We start from the raw sequence: 16,297 nt of genomic DNA on the forward strand, positions 1-16,297 counted from the left end.
TACGCGCCGAATGCGGCAACGTTCGTCACGACGCCTTCGAGCACCATGCCAGGGATCAGATCGCTGACCTTCTCGACCCCTTCACGGAACGTGGCGGTCTTGAACTCGGGACGCGGATCGCGGCCCGGCTTTTCAAGTTCGAGCAGAATGTCGCGCACGGTCGGCAGGCCGAAGCGCTCGTCGACGAATTCGGTCGGCGAGAGCCCGCGCAGCGCATCGCGATTGCCGAGCACTTCGCCGACCTGCCGGCTGATCTTCGCGAGAATCCGCTCGACGACCGGATACGCTTCCGGGTGCACCGACGAACGGTCGAGCGGATTCTCGCCGTTGTTGATGCGCAGGAAGCCGGCCGCCTGCTCGAAGGTCTTGTCGCCGAGACGCGGCACTTTACGCAGATGCTCGCGCGACGGGAACGGCCCGTTCGCATCGCGATAGTCGACGATGTTGCGCGCGAGCGTCGCATTCAAACCCGACACGCGCGCGAGCAGCGCGACCGACGCGGTGTTCGCATCGACGCCGACCGCGTTCACGCAGTCCTCGACGACCGCATCGAGCGAGCGCGCGAGTTCGCGCTGATTCACGTCGTGCTGATACTGGCCGACACCGATCGCCTTCGGTTCGATCTTCACGAGTTCGGCGAGCGGGTCCTGCAGACGGCGCGCGATCGACACCGCGCCGCGCAGCGACACGTCCATGTCGGGGAATTCCTTCGCGGCGAGTTCGGACGCCGAATACACCGACGCACCCGCTTCCGACACGACGATCTTTTGCAGCTTCAATTCCGGATGACGCGAGATCAGTTCGCTCGCGAGCTTGTCGGTCTCGCGCGAGGCGGTGCCGTTGCCGATGCTGATCAGCTCGGCCTGGGTCTGCGCGGCGATGCGCGCGAGCTTCGCGAGCGAGCCGTCCCAGTCGCGGCGCGGCTCGTGCGGATAGATCGTGTCGGTCGCGAGCACCTTGCCGGTACGATCGACCACCGCCACCTTCACGCCCGTGCGCAGGCCCGGATCGAGGCCGATCACGGCCTTCGGGCCGGCCGGTGCCGCGAGCAGCAGGTCTTTCAGATTGCGCGCGAACACGCGGATCGCTTCGTGTTCGGCTTCGTCGCGCAGATTGGTCAGCAGTTCGTTTTCGAGGTGCGGCTGCACCTTCACGCGCCAGCACCAGCGGCACACGTCGGAGAGCCACTTGTCGGCGGGGCGGTTCTGATTGGCAATGCCGAAGTGCCGCGCGATCAGCGCTTCGCCCGGATGCGGCACCTGCGCGTCGAGTTCCTCGCCCAAGCCGAGCTTGATCATCAGCACGCCCGCATTGCGGCCGCGGAAGAGGGCCAGCGCGCGATGCGAGGGCACCGTGCGGATCGTTTCGGCGTAGTCGTAGTAGTCGCGGAATTTCTCTTCCTCGGCGGTTTCCTTGCCTTCCACGACCTTCGACGACACCACGCCCTGGTTGAACAGGTAGTCGCGCAGCTTGCCGAGCAGCTCGGCCGTTTCACCGAACTGCTCGGAGAGGATGTCGCGCGCGCCGTCGAGCGCGGCCTTCACGTCGGCGATGCCTTTCTCGGCATCCACGTAGGCCGCGGCTTCGGTTTGCGGATCGAGCAGCGGATTACAGAGCAAGGCGTCCGCGAGCGGCTGCAAACCGGCTTCGCGCGCGATCTGCGCACGCGTGCGGCGCTTCGGCTTGTACGGCAGATAGAGGTCTTCCAGCACCTGCTTGCTGTCGGCGCCTTCGATCGCGGCGCGCAGCTCGTCGGTGAGCTTGCCCTGTTCGTCGATGCTTGAGATGATCGCCGCGCGCCGGTCTTCCAGCTCGCGCAGATACAGCAGGCGTTCCTCGAGGTTGCGCAGTTGCGTGTCGTCGAGATTGCCGGTCACTTCCTTGCGGTAACGGGCGATGAACGGAACGGTCGCGCCTTCGTCGAGAAGTTCCACGGCGGCCGCGACCTGGCGCGGCTGGACGGACAGTTCAGTGGCGATGCGCTGGACGATCTTGAGTGCTACGGTTTCCGTCATAAGGTCTTGGTGTTCCTGCGGACTCAGTGAGGGGCCGCGCGCGGGCGGCAGGTCGGACAGGCCGGGCATGCGCCGCGACCAGGAGCGGGGCATTTTGCCATAAATGCCAGGAGGCTCAACCGCGCGGTGTTAGAATTTCGGGCATGTTCCGTTGACCTTCTACGACGTTGCCAATCTCCTTGTCGCTCAATCGCCTGGTCTCTTTTTTGTCGTCGGGTTCGTCTCCGGGCTTGTCTCGGGATTTGTCTCAATTGCCGCTTTCTTCGCCGCGTTTGGCGGCCGGTTCGCCCGTACCGATGGCGCGTGCCGCAGCGGGCGCGAAGCCTGCTTGCGCGGCTGATTTCGGGGTGATTCGGTTTGCGCCGCGCAGGCTGGCGGCGGTGGGCGCCTCGTGCGTGATCGCCGTGGCGCTCGGCGTGCCCCGGCCGGCTATCGCGCAGGCCGCGCAGCCGGCGGCGACGGCCACCGTCCCGGCAGCCGCTCAGTCGGCAAATCAGCCTGCAAGCACGACGACAGCGACAACAGCAACCGGCGCAACGAGCGCCGACAGTCCGCAGAGCGTGAGCGACGCGGCCGCGCTCGACAAATCGTTCGAGGATCGGCAACAAGTGCTCGACCAGCGCAGCGACGACAACAACTACCAGTACGCGCTCGCGCAGCACAACTGCTACAGCCGCTTTTTCGTCAATCACTGTCTGGACCGCGCGCGCGATTCGATGCGCACGGTGCAGGCGCAAATCCGCAAGGAACAGCTGACGCTCGACGCCGAGCAGCGCGCACAGCGCGCTCGCGAGCGCGACCAGCGCACCGCCTTGCGGCGCGCGCAAAACGAGGCGGAAGCGCCGCAACGGGCCGCCGAAGACGCGCGCAACGAGCAGGCGTATCAGGAGAAGCAGCGCCAGAACGCGCTCGATCAGGCGCAGCGCAACGCCGAGGCGCCGCAGCGCGCGGCCAACGCGCAGGCCTACGAAGACAAGCAGCACCAGCACGCGCTCGATCAGGCACAACGCGGCGTCACGCCGGCGCAGGCGGCGGCCAATCAGCAGGCCTACGACCAGAAGCAGAGCGACTACCAGCGCAAGCTCGAGGAAGCGCGTCAGCAGGGCGTGCAAAAGGCGCAGGAGCGCGAGCAGAAGCAGCAGAATTTCGAGCGCAAGCAGGCCGATGCGGCGCAGCACAAGCTCGACGTCGAAGCCCGCCAGAAGCAGGCCGCCGAGAAGGCCGAGCAGAAGCGTCAGGACCAGTTGAAGCAGCAGCAACTCGAAGAGCAGCAGAAACAGCAACAGCAGCAGGAGTAGTCGCGTGCTGTAGCCGGTGCCGGCTCGTGGCCGGCACCACCGTAGTCGCCGTAACGCGTTTTGAGCCGGACAGCAACCTCAGGCATCGGGCTGCGCGCGCAGTTCATGCCTTCGACGAGAGGAGGCGAGCATGCGCGATCGTCATCACGTCATCGACGGGAACACACTCCGTGACCGCATTCTGCAACTGGAATCGGAGCATAGTGGGCTCGACCGGTTGATCGACCGGATGTCGGATGAGCCCGGCATCGACGACCTTGAGCTGCAGCGCCTGAAAAAGCGCAAGCTCAAAGTCAAGGACACCATCATCTTGCTGCAATTGCAGCTCGAACCGGACGTACGCGCCTGAGTTCGCGGCCTGGCAGGCGCCGGGCGCGCAGCGCGCGAGCCGGACTTCGCAGGAAACGCTTGCCTTGAATTCACCGCATGACACCTCATCCCGGACCGCGCCGGGCGACGCTGCATCCACCGCCGGCGCGCCGGCTCCGGCTCCGGCGCCGCGCGCGGCTGCGTCCGTGGCCGGCGTGACGCTGGACCGACGCCGTGCTGTGGAGCTCGACGATATCTTCGCCGACAACGGCTTGCTCGCGCGCCAGATCGACGGCTACCGGCCGCGCGCATCGCAGATCGAGATGGCGCGTGCCGTCGCCGCGGCGATGGAAGCGTCGGGCCGCGCGCTGCCCGAGCCCGCGATGTTCGAGGCGCAGAAGCGTCCGGCGCGGCGTCTGCAGCAGACGGGTAGCGATGCCGCCGCCGAGACCACCGATAGCGCCGAATCCGACGGCCTCGACGGCGGCGAGAACACGCTGATCGTCGAGGCGGGCACCGGCACCGGCAAGACCTATGCGTACCTCGTGCCGGCCATGCTGTGGGGCGGCAAGGTGATTGTCTCGACGGGCACCAAGCACTTACAGGACCAGCTGTTCCAGCGCGACATTCCGACCGTGCGCGACGCGCTCGCGGTGCCGGTGTCGGTCGCGATGCTCAAGGGGCGCGCGAACTATCTGTGCCACTACTACCTGCAACGCACGGCCGACAACGGCCGTCTGCCGTCGCGCCAGGAAACCTCGTATCTGCAGGACATCGTGCGCTTCGCGAAGATCACGCGCACTGGCGACAAGGCCGAACTCGCGAGCGTGCCGGAAACGGCGCAGGTGTGGTCGATGGTGACGTCGACGCGCGATAACTGTCTCGGCCAGGAGTGTCCGCACTACAAGGACTGCTTCGTGATGCAGGCGCGCCGCGAAGCGCAGCAGGCCGACATCGTGGTGGTCAACCACCATCTCTTTTTCGCCGACATCATGTTGCGCGATACCGGCATGGCCGAGTTGCTGCCCACGGCCAATACGGTCGTCTTCGACGAAGCGCATCAGTTGCCCGAAACCGCTACGCTGTTCTTCGGCGAGACGCTGTCGACCGCGCAGTTTCTCGAACTCGCGCGCGATTCGGTGGCCGAGGGTTTGGGCCATGCGCGCGATGCGCTCGACTGGGTCAAGCTCGGCGCGACGCTCGAGCGTGCCGCGCGCGACGTGCGGCTCGCGTTCAAGGAAGACACGCTGCGTCTGTCGATCGGCCAGTTGCCCGACGATCATCCGCTGTTCGCGGCGCTCGAAACGCTCGAAACCGAACTCGACGCATTGGCCGCCGCGCTCGCGGGGCAGGCCGAGCGCGCGGAATCGATCGGCGCGTGTCTGCGTCGCGCTCGCGAATTGCAGGACGTGCTGAGTGGCTGGACCACGCCGCCGTCGGCCGCCGAGCGCGACGCGGCCAATCCGCGCGAGGGTGAGGGCGGCGGCACTGCGGCCGGCGGCAAGACCGGGCACGCCGATCCGAACGAAAAGGTGCGCTGGATCGAAGTGTTCTCGCATACGGTGCAGTTGCACGAAACGCCGCTGTCGGTTGCGCCGATTTTCGCCAAGCAGCGCGCCGGCGTGCCGCGTGCGTGGATCTTCACGTCGGCGACGTTGTCGGTGCGCGGCGACTTCACGCACTATGCGGCACAGATGGGGTTGAACTCGAAACGCTCGATGACCTTGCCGAGCCCGTTCGACTACCCCTCGCAGGGGCTGCTGTATGTGCCGCGCAATCTGCCGCAGCCGTCGTCGCCGATGTTCACGGACGCGGTGTTCGATGCGGCGCTGCCCGCGATCGAAGCGTCGGGCGGCGGCGTCTTCATGCTGTGCACGACGCTGCGCGCGGTGGACCGTATCTCGGCGAAGTTGCGCGACGTGATCGAGGCGCGCGGCTGGGACTATCCGCTGCTCGTGCAGGGCGATGCGAGCCGCACCGAATTGCTCGATCGCTTCCGGGCGTACGGCAACGCGATTCTGGTCGGCAGCCAGAGCTTCTGGGAAGGAGTGGATGTGCGCGGCGATGCGCTGTCGCTCGTCGTGATCGACAAGCTGCCGTTCGCGCCGCCCGATGACCCGGTGCTGTCCGCACGGCTCGATGCGTTGACGAAGAAAGGCTTGAGCCCGTTCGCCGTGCACCAGTTGCCGCAGGCCGTGATTACGCTCAAGCAGGGCGCGGGGCGTTTGATTCGCGCGGAGACCGATCGCGGCGTGCTGATGATCTGCGATACGCGCCTCGTCGAGAAGCCGTATGGCCGCCGTATCTGGCAGAGCCTGCCGCCGTTCAAGCGTACCCGCGAGATCGACGTGGTGCGCGAGTTCTTCGAAGAGCGTGCGACGCCGGCTCAATAGCCGACAGAGGCGAAGCGCGCGGGTTCTGCTTAAAAAAATGCCGCTTTAAAAAGCGGCATTTTTTCGACGGTTTTCAGGCTGGCTCTTAAGCAGAACAGCTAAAAAACCTTGCTGCAAAAACGCAGCCATAAAACAAAACGCCACGGAGATGAATCCGTGGCGTTTTGCCTGACTGCCCGGGAAATCGCGACGATTTCCCGAGGCAGAACCCTACACGACAGCTTACTGGCTTGCGCCCGAAGCCGGAGCAGCAGCCGAAGCCGCAGCGTCCGAAGCGGCAGCGGTCGCGTCCGAAGCAGCAGCCGTAGCCGAAGCAGCAGCGTCGCTCGCAGCAGCAGCAGCACCCGACGCAGCAGCTGCTGCGTCCGAAGCTGCAGCAGCCGGTGCCGAAGCAGCAGCTGCGTCGCTAGCCGGTGCGGCGGCCTGGTCGTTGCTCTTGTTGCATGCAGCCAGTGCCACAGCTGCCAACAGGGATGCTACGAGGAGGGATTTCTTCATGATCACGTCCTTTTATGGTTTAAAGGTAAGCAACAGCGCAAAATAAAACCGGTAATGTGCTCCAACACCGACCTGGGCCGCTGGTGGAGATGCTCTTTTGACGAGCTGAAATCTTCCCTACGGCTTGGGCGGAAATTATATGCACTTTCGTACTGACAGTCGATAAATCCGGGGTCAATACGTTGTCTTTCTCATACAAAATTTCACTGTACGGTATAGCACGCGGGCAGACTTACGCAAGCTCGCCCACCTGTATCCAGCCCGCACAATACCACTCGTGTAGCAGTGCTGTCACCGATGAATCGTGCGAGAGTGTTACAAAGCGTTTCGCACTCATGCACCGTAGATTAGCGAGATCAAACAGCCATTTTTTCGCGCCGTCCCACGACATTTCTTCTCCATTTACGAAGAAAAAACGGCGTTCATACAACAGGTTGGTCTTGCGGTCGAGCCGCAGGCCACGTTTCGACACTTCGCTGACGAAACGGGCCTCGTTGAGCGGCCGTTGCGGCGGATCGAAGACGACGCTCGGCTTGGGTTCACTGAGATACGTGCCAAGGAACGACGCAATGTCCTGCTCATTCCATTTGATTCGAGCAAGGATCGCGCCAACCTTCTCGACGAGCGCCGCCGGCAGCTCGGCCGGACGCTCGACGGCCGGTTGCTGCGGATCGCGGTAAAGCACGCCGGCCTTGCCCGCGGACTCGCCGCGCTCGGCCAGATGGTAGAGAAACTGCGCGGTCAACTCGCTCGCGGAGGGCGCGCGAAAACCGATCGAGCAGGTCATGCATTCGCCTTCGGCAATACCGTCATGCGCGATGTGCGGCGGCAGATACAGCATGTCGCCGGGCTCCAGCACCCACTCCTCTTCGGGCTCGAAGTTCTGTAAAACTTTCAAGGGCAAGCCGGCTTGCAGCGTCAGGTCTTTCTGCGCGCTGATGCGCCAGCGGCGCTTGCCTTTTACTTGCAAAAGAAACACATCGTAGGAATCGAAGTGGGGGCCGACGCCGCCGCCGTCGCTCGCGTACGAGATCATCAGGTCGTCGAGCCGCGCGTCCGGCACGAAGCGGAAGCGGTTCAGCAGGTCGCGGGCGCGATCATTGTGCAGGTCCACGCCTTGCACGAGCAGCGTCCATGCGCGCTGCTTGAGCGACGGCAACTCGTCGGGGGCGAACGGGCCGTGTTCGAGTTGCCACCTGTTGCGGAAGTGGGTGATCAGGCGCGCTTCGACATCGTCCTGATCGGCCAGCTCGAAAAGTTCGTCGCGCGACAGCGGCGCTTCGAGGTCCGGAATCGCCTGGCGGATCAGCAGCGGTTTTTTCTGCCAGTAGCGGCGCATGAATTGCGACGGCGTCAGATTGCCGAGCAATGCGGTCGGTATGTCGGGTGAAGGTGGGAGCGTGGGCATTGCGGTGGGCTTCGAAACGGGCTTTGAGGCTGGCTTTGAATCAGGCTTTGACTCAGGCCTTGAGTTGGGTTTTGAGTCAGGCTTTGAAGCAGACGAGGAATTGCGTGCCGAAGCTGCATCGGCCGGGAGGTGAGTGGGGCGCCTCGGCATCGTATAATGAGAGCTGTATTCTGGAGAATCGAATGAAAATTGCAAAGAACACCGTCGTGTCGGTCGCCTACAAGCTGTCGGATGCTCAAGGCAATCTGATTGAGGAGAGCGACGAGCCGATGGTCTATCTGCACGGCGGCTATGATGGCACGTTCCCCAAGATCGAGGAAGAGCTCGACGGCCACGAGGCCGGCTTCGAGACCCAGATCCAGCTCGAGCCGCAAGACGCATTCGGCGAGTACGATCCCGAACTCGTGAAGATCGAACCGCGCGATCGTTTCCCGGAACCGCTCGAAGTCGGCATGCAGTTCGAAGGCACGCCGGAAGATGGCGACGAGGAAATCGATGCGCTGGTGTACGTCGTGACCGACGTCGCGGAAGACAAGGTCGTGCTCGACGGTAACCATCCGCTGGCCGGCATGGCACTGCGTTTCGCGCTGACCGTGAAAGACGTGCGCCCCGCGACCGAAGACGAAATCGAACACGAACACGCGCACGGCGCCGACGGCCTCGAAGTTCTCGACGACGACGAGGACGACGAAGAAGACGACTCCAAACCCACTTTGCACTGAGCTTGCCGCTCAGCCGGGTGCGCCTGAAGGCGTGCCCGGCGGCACGCGCGGCGACGTGGCCGGTGCCGACGCAGGCGAGGGTGCCGGCACCGATGGCGAAGCCGGCAGTATCGACCCCGGCGGCATCGAAATCGCCGGCTCATATTCACTACCTTCCTGATCCAGCTGTGGCCCGCCGGGTGTACCAGGTGCGCCTGGTGCCTGCGGCAGCAGCGGCGGCAATTCCGACGCCGGACCGAAGCCCGGCACATTCGGCATATCGGGCGAGCCCGACATCGACGCACCGGATTCATCGTGCGATTGCAGCGGCGGCGTAGTCGGCAGCGGTATCTGTTTCGGCACGTCGTGCGCGCTCACACGGAACGGCGTTTTCCTGCCGAAATCCGCTTCAATCTGAATCCACTGGTTAAAACGATCGCGCGGCGCAAGCCCGATACGCGTGAGGTTCGTCACGGCCATGCCCTTGTCGTTGCGTAGTGGCTGATCGATCACGAAGCCGCCGGCCACGCGTTCGTCGTCGGCATGAATCACGACCACGGGCCCGTGAAAAGTCTGCGCGAGCTTGACGAGGCTGCGCTTGAGTTCGAGAAAGCCATCGCGACGCGTGCTGCGCGCGAAATGCAGCCACGCGAACCGCTCGGGCCGCTTGTAGCGCTCCGGATCGAAGTCGCCCTCGATGAACACGACGATCGCACGCGCGTCGCGGCGTTTCGCATATTCGCCCGCGTGTTCGAGCCAGAATGCATTGGCGATCACGCGATCCTCGAACTCGCCGTTGCGGCCGCCCGCGGTCAGATAGTGATTGTTCGGCCCCGGCGCGTTCAGGCCGACGAACACGATGTCGCGGGCCTGATCGGCGGTCCTGTCGTTTGCCTTCTCGTTCGCGCTTTCGCTCATGACCCAGCGCACGTTTTCACGGAACGGACGAAAGCGCGAGACTTCGCTTTCGCGCGTCAAGGCAATCGGGTTCTGGCCCATCGAGGTGGAGTCGGCGAATAGCGTTTGCCGCAGCAGATCGAGCCGCTCGACCGGATCGAAGCCGCCGGCTTCGGCCGTCCCGCAATCGACCCAGTCGTGTTCGCCGGGAATGAAGAAGAGCGGCAGGCGCGAGTTTTCGAGCAGCGCGTAACGGCGCTCGTAAAGCGTGTCGCGGCAGACTTCCTTCGGCCCCTTCAGATTGCCGTCGTAGACAATGAAGCGCACCGCGCGCTCGCGGCCGATCGCATCGAGCAACCGCTGTGTGGAGGCTTCGTCGGCGGGGCTGCGCATCGTGTCCGCGATGACCGCGAACGTGAAACGCGAGGCCTCGGCCCGCGCAGGCGTGGTCCACGCGCACAGTGCCGCGAGCGCGGCGATGCCGCCCACGAGCGCGCGAGCGTGGCTCAGCGCCGCGCGAAACTCGCGCGGCCGTTGGGGATGCCGGTGTGCGTCAACGGTCCGCATCCGGCGCGACGGCCAGTTCATGTAGTTCGTACAGCAGATCGAGTGCTTCGCGCGGCCGCAGATCGTTCGGATCGATGCCGCGCAGACGCTCGACGACGGCCTGCATCGCGGGCGATGCGGGTGACGCATGGGTGTCGGCATCGTTGTCGTCGTCCGCGTCTTCGGCGAGCATCGGCGGCGCGGCGAACAGATCGAGTTGCGGCGCGGGCTGTGCGGCCGATTGCTGTTCGAGATGTGCGAGATGCTTGCGCGCCGCGCGGATCACCGCGTTCGGCACCCCGGCCAGTTGCGCGACCTGCAGACCGTAGCTCTGGTTGGCCGGCCCTTCGTCGACCGCATGCAGGAACACGATGCCATGCCCGTGTTCGACCGCCGACAGATGCACGTTGGCCGCGTGCGGAAATTCCAGCGGCAGTTGCGTCAGCTCGAAGTAGTGCGTTGCGAACAGCGTGTAGCAGCCGTTGTGCGCGAGCAGGTGCCGTGCGATCGCCCAGGCGAGCGCGAGACCGTCGAACGTCGAGGTGCCACGGCCGATCTCATCCATCAGCACGAGGCTGTGCTGTGTCGCGTCGTTGAGGATCGCGGCGGCTTCGGTCATTTCGACCATGAAGGTCGAGCGGCCGCCGGCGAGATCGTCCGCCGCGCCGATGCGCGTGAAGATGCGGTCGATCGGCCCGAAGGCCGCGCGCCGTGCCGGCACGTAGCTGCCCACGTAGGCGAGCAGCGCGATCAGCGCGGTCTGACGCATGAACGTCGATTTACCGCCCATGTTCGGGCCGGTGATCAGCAGCAGCTTGCGCTCGGCGGCGAGCATGCAGTCGTTCGCGATGAACTGCTCGACCTGGGCCTCGACCACCGGATGGCGGCCCTGCTCGATGTCGATGCCGGCATCCGCGCAGAAGCTCGGCGCGACCCAGTCGAGCGCGCGGGCGCGTTCGGCAAAAGCCGCCAGCAGATCGAGTTCGGCCAGTGCCGAGGCGACGCGCTGGCAGTCCGGAATGAACGGCAGGAGTGCTTGCAGCAACGCGTCGTACAACGCGCGCTCGCGCGCAAGCGCACGCTCCTGGGCGGAGAGCGCTTTGTCCTCGAAGGTCTTCAGTTCCGGCGTGATGTAGCGCTCGGCATTCTTCAGCGTCTGACGGCGGCGATAGTCGTCGGGCACCTTGTCGGTTTGGCCGCGCGTGACTTCGATATAGAAGCCGTGCACCTTGTTGTACTCGACGCGCAGATTGCCGATGCCGGTGCGCGCGCGTTCGCGCGTTTCGAGATCGATCAGGAATTGCCCGCAATTCTCCGAAATGTCGCGCAGTTCATCGAGCTCCGCGTCGTAGCCGCGTGCGATCACGCCGCCGTCGCGCACCATCGCGGCCGGCTCCTGCGTGACCGCGTGCCTGAGCAGTTCGACGCACTCGGCTGGCGGCTCCAGCGCCGCGTCGATGCGCGCGAGCGAAGCCGCGTTCGACGACACCGCGGCAAGCTGCGCGCGCAGTGCCGGCAGCGCGATGAACGTATCGCGCAGGCTCGACAGATCGCGCGGCCGCGCCGAGAGCAGGGCGAGACGTCCGGTGATCCGCTCGATATCCGCGATCTGCCGCAATGCCTGGCGCAAGGTATCGAGATCGGCGCCGGGCGGCGCGTCGAGTAGCGCGCCGATGGCCTGCTGACGCGCCTGCGCAACCGCCGATTCGCGCGGCGGATGGTGCAGCCAGTGACGCAGCAGGCGGCTGCCCATTGTCGTGCAGCAGGTGTCGAGCAGCGAGCACAGCGTCGGCGATTCGGTGCCGCGCAGTGTTTCCGTGAGTTCGAGGTTGCGGCGCGTGGCGGGGTCGAGGCCGATATATTCGGACTCGTATTCGACCTTCAGGCTGCGCACGTGTCGCAATTGCTGGCCTTGCGTGGACGCCGCGTAGAGCAGCAACGCACCGGCCGCGCCGCACGCGCAGCCGAGCGAATGCGCGCCGAAGCCGTCGAGGCTTGCCACTTCGAGCTGGTCGCACAGGCGCTTCGTGCCCGACGCGATATCGAAGTGCCAGGCCGGCATGCGCGTGAGTGCGCCCGCGTTGGTGGGCGGCGTCCAGCTTGCCGAATCGGCGCTCGCGTCGGCGACGAGAATTTCAGCGGGGCGAATGCGTTCGAGTGCCGCGGCCACCTGGTCGGGCGCGACTTCCGCGAGACGCAGTGCGCCGCTCGCGAGATTGAGCCATGCGAGGCCGACGCTCGTCGCAACGCCGCGGCGATTGTGCGCGACGCACATCGAGAGCAGGTAAACGTCGCTCTTGTCGGACAGCAGCGCGGCATCCGTCAGCGTGCCCGGTGTGACCACACGGACGACCTTGCGCTCGACCGGCCCTTTCGAGGTGGCCGGGTCGCCGATCTGTTCGCAGATCGCCACGGATTCGCCGAGCTTCACGAGCTTGGCCAGATACTGTTCGACCGCGTGATGCGGCACGCCGGCCATCTTGATCGGATTGCCCGCCGACGCGCCGCGCTGCGTGAGCGTCAGATCGAGCAGCCGCGCGGCTTTCTCCGCGTCGTCGAAAAAGAGTTCGTAGAAGTCGCCCATCCGGTAGAACACGAGCGTGCCCGGATGCTCCGCTTTGATGCGCAAATATTGCTGCATCATTGGAGTGTGTTGTGCGACGTCGTTGGCCGCTGCGGTTTGAATGCCCATCCTTGGTGTCTTCTTGCGGTAGATGCTCAGGGCGTGAGTTTAACCCGCCCGCGCGGCGAACGGACCCTGGCCGAACGGCCGATGCACGACGCAAAACGGCTGTGGCAGCATGAAATCTCCACGGCAGCGCGAACGGGCGGGCTGCGACGATGCGTATCGCCGTGGCGGCGCGCCGAGACGCGCGCTTGCCGGAGTCATCGAGCCACCGAATCACCGAAGGCGAATCGTCATGCATTCATTCCTCGACCATCGCACGCATGTCGACCATGCGCTCGTTCACGGCGCTGCGCCGCATGGCGAGCCACATCAGCAGCGTGATGAAACTGCCGAACACGACGATGATCCATTGCGCGGGCAGCTTCGCGATGAGCAGCAGCGCATACATGCCGAGCATCAGCAGCACGGCGAGGTTCTGGTTGAAGTTCTGCACGGCGATCGAGTGGCCGGGCGACAGCAGCGTCGCGCCGCGATGCTGGAGAAGCGCGTTCATCGGCACGATGAAAAAGCCCGACAGCGCGCCGAGCACGATCATCAGCGGATAGGCGAGCAGGAGATAGGCGGGCGCGACGTGCGAGCCGATGCGCAGGCCCGCGCCGGGCGGGAACAGATCCTTGTTGTAGAACGCCATCGCGATCGCCACCGCGCCGGTCAGCACGCCGACCGGCAGCACGCGCAGCGATTTGCGCAGCGGAATCAACGCGGCGGCGGCCGTCGCGCCGAGCGCGATGCCGATGCCGCTCACGCCCTGCATGACCGCTGCTTTCGGCAACGTCAGCCCAAGGTTCACGTTCGCCCATTTGAGCACGAGCAACTGCATCGTCACCGCGGCACCCCACAGCAGCGTCGTGACCCACAGCGCGATCTGCGCGAGCTTGTCGGCCCACAGCACATGAAAGCAGTGATGGAATTCGCCGACCAGCTTCTTCGGCTCCGACAGACGGTTCGGATAGCGCGCGCCGGTGTCGGGAATGAAGACGTTGATCGCGGCGGCGACGGCGTAAGTGACCATCACCGCGAACATCGCGAGATCGGCGGCGGAGCCGATCAGCGGCAGATGCGCGTGCGCGACGAAGTGCCCGATCGACACGCTGATCAGCGCGCCGCCGAGCATCGTGCCGGCGATCGTCGAAAGGACCGTGGCCGATTCGAGCCATGCATTGGCCTGGACGAGCTTGTCGGCGGGCAGCAGCTCGGTGAGGATGCCGTACTTGGCCGGCGAATAGGCCGCCGCGCCAAAGCCGACCACGCCGTACGCAATCATCGGATGAACGCCGGCGATCATCAGCAGGCAGCCGCTCGCCTTGAGCGCGTTGGAGATGAACATCACGTGGCGCTTTTGCAGCGAGTCCGCGAACGCGCCGACGAAGGGCGCGAGCAGCACGTATGAAATCGTGAAGAAGATTTGCAGCAGCGGGGTGACCCAGGCAGCCGAGCGGATTACCGAAAGCAGCGCGATGGCGGCGATCAGCAGCGCGTTGTCCGCGAGCGACGAAACGAATTGCGCCGCAATGATCGTGTAAAAGCCTTTTTTCATGAAGCGGATGAGAGGCTGCGCGCGAGTCGGGAAGAGGGCGGCGAGGGAGCGGCAACAGGGCGTGGCAGCGGCCCGCACCGACACCGGCAAACCGCGCCGGCAGGAGAGCGCATGGCACCCCGGCTTTGTAGCACGAACGTGTGTACGCTGCAGTGCAGCCAACAAAAAAAGCGGCCGAAGCCGCTTTGCCGTGCGCCGATTACGCGAGTCCGCCCGCAGCCCGCGGCGGCACGCGTCAGGCCGACTGCTGACGCGTGCGGCTGTAGCGCGACAGAACCGGAATCATCTGCGCGTAGACCTTCGGGTTGCCCGCGACGACTTCGCCGACGTGCAGGAAGTCCGAGTCGCCCGTGTAGTTGCCGACCAGACCGCCCGCTTCCGTGATCAGCAGGCTGCCCGCCGCGACGTCCCACGGGTGCAGACCCTGCTCGAAGAAGCCGTCCATGCGGCCGGCGGCGACGTTCGCGAGATCGAGCGCGGCGGCGCCCGGACGGCGCAGGCCCGCGCAGGCTTCGGTCATTTCGGCGAACTGGCGGCCGTACGCTTCGAGGCTGTCCTGCTCGCGGAACGGGAAGCCGGTGCCGATCAGGCAGTCGGCAAGGCGGTCGCGCTTGGCGACGCGGATGCGGCGGTCGTTGAGGAACGCGCCACGGCCGCGCGAGGCAGTGAACAGGTCGTTGCGGTTCGGATCGTAGACGACGGCCTGCGTGACGATACCTTTGTGCGCGAGCGCGATCGACACGCAGTAGTACGGAAAGCCGTGGATGAAGTTGGTGGTGCCGTCGAGCGGATCGATGATCCACTGGTATTCGGAATCGTTGTCCGACTTGCCCGACTCTTCGGCGAGGATCGCGTGATCGGGATAGGCGGTCTTCAGCGTTTCGATGATCGCGGCTTCCGACGCTTTGTCGACCTCCGTGACGAAATCGTTGTGCTGCTTCTTGCTGACCTGGACCAGGTCAAGGTCGAGCGACGCGCGGTTGATGATCTGCGCTGCGCGGCGGGCGGCCTTCACGGCGATATTGAGCATGGGATGCATGAGTCTGGATCCTTGTGCCGGGGCAGCACGGCTGCTTGCCGGAAAATAAGCGCTAAACCTGCGCTAACAGGGTGCCGCGAAGGCGCGGAAACAGCACGGAAAACAAGCCGGGCAAAGCGCTGCTGCGCATTCCTCGTATTGCATTCCGTCGACGGAGACGAATTGGATAAGAACGTGGCGCCCGGTTCGGTGAATGCCTGGGCATTTGCCCGTGCCGGACACGAAAGGCAGCATTTTACCTGAGTCCTGGCGCCGCCGCGCATACGGATGATTCGGCGCGGCGGCGGGTTGGCGCTACCATACGCATCTTTAGCCTGCCGAGTTTTATCGTGGAGCACACCCACCATTCCTCCGATCCCGCCGTGGCCGAACTGCGCGGCGGCTTTACGTCGACGCGCTTCGTGCTCGTCGAGCCCAGCCATCCCGGCAACGTCGGCGCCGCGGCGCGCGCGCTGAAGACCATGGGCTTCTGGCGGCTCGTGCTGGTGTCGCCGCGCGTGCCGAACGTGCAGAACGATCCCGAAGCGATCGCGATGGCGAGCGGCGCCGACGACGTGCTCGCCTCGGTGCACATCGTGCCGACGCTCGCCGATGCGCTCGCGGGCGTGCACTGGTCGATCGCGCTGACCGCGCGGCTGCGCGAATACGGCCCGCCGCAATGGACGCCGCGCGCGGCCGCCGCCATCGCGCACGAACAGGCGGTACACGGCGAGATCGCGCTGGTATTCGGCAACGAGCGCACGGGCTTGTCGAACGAGGACGTCGAGCGCTGCAGCGCGCTTGCGCATATTCCGGCCAATCCGGCCTATAGCTCGCTCAATCTCGCCCAAGCGGTGCAGGTGCTCGCGTACGAACTGCGCACCGCCTATCTTGGTGTGGACGTTGGCGTTGGCGTCGGCGTCGGCGTCGGCGACACGGCAGGCGGCGCGCCGCTCCCGTCGCACGCAGGCGTCGGCGCGGCGCAGCG

The 16,297-nt window shown here is 65.3% G+C and carries 13 protein-coding genes; 6 read left to right on the plus strand and 7 right to left on the minus strand.

All coding sequences use genetic code 11. From position 1 onward, the window contains the following. A partial coding sequence (locus tag G3N58_RS31630; protein ID WP_206001147.1) for a Tex family protein occupies positions 1–2,015 on the minus strand: 2,015 nt, incomplete at its 3' end. 151 nt (positions 2,016–2,166) lie between these two features. Here G3N58_RS31630 and G3N58_RS31635 point away from each other — a divergent pair. The 4 genes from G3N58_RS31635 (at position 2,167) to G3N58_RS31650 (ending at position 6,015) form a co-directional block, all read left to right on the plus strand. Then, a complete protein-coding gene (locus G3N58_RS31635; RefSeq protein WP_167044976.1) occupies positions 2,167–2,355 on the plus strand; it encodes a hypothetical protein in 189 nt (62 codons plus the stop codon). A gap of 7 nt (positions 2,356–2,362) precedes the next feature. Next, complete coding sequence (locus G3N58_RS31640) at positions 2,363–3,313, plus strand: hypothetical protein (protein WP_346778309.1); 951 nt, start codon at positions 2,363–2,365, stop codon at positions 3,311–3,313. A 130-nt stretch (positions 3,314–3,443) separates the two neighbouring features. Beyond that, on the plus strand, positions 3,444–3,662 hold the full coding sequence (locus tag G3N58_RS31645) for a DUF465 domain-containing protein (RefSeq protein WP_167044979.1): 219 nt from the start codon (positions 3,444–3,446) through the stop codon (positions 3,660–3,662). A 64-nt stretch (positions 3,663–3,726) separates the two neighbouring features. Continuing rightward, positions 3,727–6,015: an ATP-dependent DNA helicase gene (locus G3N58_RS31650; RefSeq protein ID WP_206001148.1), complete on the plus strand. Its 2,289-nt coding sequence runs from the start codon at positions 3,727–3,729 to the stop codon at positions 6,013–6,015. 222 nt (positions 6,016–6,237) lie between these two features. Here G3N58_RS31650 and G3N58_RS34360 read toward each other — a convergent pair whose 3' ends face one another. Both G3N58_RS34360 and G3N58_RS31655 read right to left on the minus strand, forming a co-directional pair. After that, positions 6,238–6,513, minus strand: coding sequence for a hypothetical protein (locus tag G3N58_RS34360; RefSeq protein ID WP_240162941.1), 276 nt, complete (start codon positions 6,511–6,513; stop codon positions 6,238–6,240). A gap of 232 nt (positions 6,514–6,745) precedes the next feature. Continuing rightward, positions 6,746–8,071 carry a cupin domain-containing protein gene (locus G3N58_RS31655; RefSeq protein WP_206001151.1) on the minus strand — a complete coding sequence of 442 codons (1,326 nt, stop codon included), beginning with the start codon at positions 8,069–8,071 and terminating at the stop codon, positions 6,746–6,748. A 32-nt stretch (positions 8,072–8,103) separates the two neighbouring features. Between G3N58_RS31655 and G3N58_RS31660 the strand changes: the two genes are divergently transcribed. Continuing rightward, positions 8,104–8,643 carry a peptidylprolyl isomerase gene (locus tag G3N58_RS31660; RefSeq protein ID WP_167044988.1) on the plus strand — a complete coding sequence of 180 codons (540 nt, stop codon included), beginning with the start codon at positions 8,104–8,106 and terminating at the stop codon, positions 8,641–8,643. A gap of 9 nt (positions 8,644–8,652) precedes the next feature. Here G3N58_RS31660 and G3N58_RS31665 read toward each other — a convergent pair whose 3' ends face one another. From G3N58_RS31665 to G3N58_RS31680, 4 genes are all read right to left on the minus strand, one after another. Next, complete coding sequence (locus G3N58_RS31665) at positions 8,653–10,086, minus strand: hypothetical protein (RefSeq protein ID WP_206001152.1); 1,434 nt, start codon at positions 10,084–10,086, stop codon at positions 8,653–8,655. Further along, positions 10,073–12,757: a DNA mismatch repair protein MutS gene (mutS, locus tag G3N58_RS31670; RefSeq protein WP_167285511.1), complete on the minus strand. Its 2,685-nt coding sequence runs from the start codon at positions 12,755–12,757 to the stop codon at positions 10,073–10,075. Before mutS ends, G3N58_RS31665 begins: the two co-directional genes overlap by 14 nt. A 235-nt stretch (positions 12,758–12,992) precedes the next feature. Next, positions 12,993–14,291 carry a lysophospholipid transporter LplT gene (lplT, locus tag G3N58_RS31675; RefSeq protein ID WP_206001149.1) on the minus strand — a complete coding sequence of 433 codons (1,299 nt, stop codon included), beginning with the start codon at positions 14,289–14,291 and terminating at the stop codon, positions 12,993–12,995. A gap of 235 nt (positions 14,292–14,526) precedes the next feature. Next, positions 14,527–15,330, minus strand: coding sequence for an inositol monophosphatase family protein (locus G3N58_RS31680; protein ID WP_167044997.1), 804 nt, complete (start codon positions 15,328–15,330; stop codon positions 14,527–14,529). A 329-nt stretch (positions 15,331–15,659) separates the two neighbouring features. Between G3N58_RS31680 and G3N58_RS31685 the strand changes: the two genes are divergently transcribed. Further along, on the plus strand, positions 15,660–16,297 hold a 638-nt coding region (locus tag G3N58_RS31685), incomplete at its 3' end, for an RNA methyltransferase (protein ID WP_346778310.1).

It is taken from the genome of Paraburkholderia sp. Ac-20342 (genome assembly GCF_017104985.1).
Lineage (GTDB): Bacteria > Pseudomonadota > Gammaproteobacteria > Burkholderiales > Burkholderiaceae > Paraburkholderia.

Excerpts from the sequence above, each read along its gene's own strand:
- G3N58_RS31665 (WP_206001152.1), bottom strand. The coding sequence starts at position 10,086 with ATGCGGACCGTTGACGCACACCGGCATCCCCAACGGCCGCGCGAGTTT.
- G3N58_RS34360 (WP_240162941.1), bottom strand. The coding sequence starts at position 6,513 with ATGAAGAAATCCCTCCTCGTAGCATCCCTGTTGGCAGCTGTGGCACTG.
- G3N58_RS31660 (WP_167044988.1), top strand. The coding sequence starts at position 8,104 with ATGAAAATTGCAAAGAACACCGTCGTGTCGGTCGCCTACAAGCTGTCG.
- lplT (WP_206001149.1), bottom strand. The coding sequence starts at position 14,291 with ATGAAAAAAGGCTTTTACACGATCATTGCGGCGCAATTCGTTTCGTCG.
- mutS (WP_167285511.1), bottom strand. The coding sequence starts at position 12,757 with ATGGGCATTCAAACCGCAGCGGCCAACGACGTCGCACAACACACTCCA.
- G3N58_RS31645 (WP_167044979.1), top strand. The coding sequence starts at position 3,444 with ATGCGCGATCGTCATCACGTCATCGACGGGAACACACTCCGTGACCGC.
- G3N58_RS31680 (WP_167044997.1), bottom strand. The coding sequence starts at position 15,330 with ATGCATCCCATGCTCAATATCGCCGTGAAGGCCGCCCGCCGCGCAGCG.
- G3N58_RS31655 (WP_206001151.1), bottom strand. The coding sequence starts at position 8,071 with ATGCCGAGGCGCCCCACTCACCTCCCGGCCGATGCAGCTTCGGCACGC.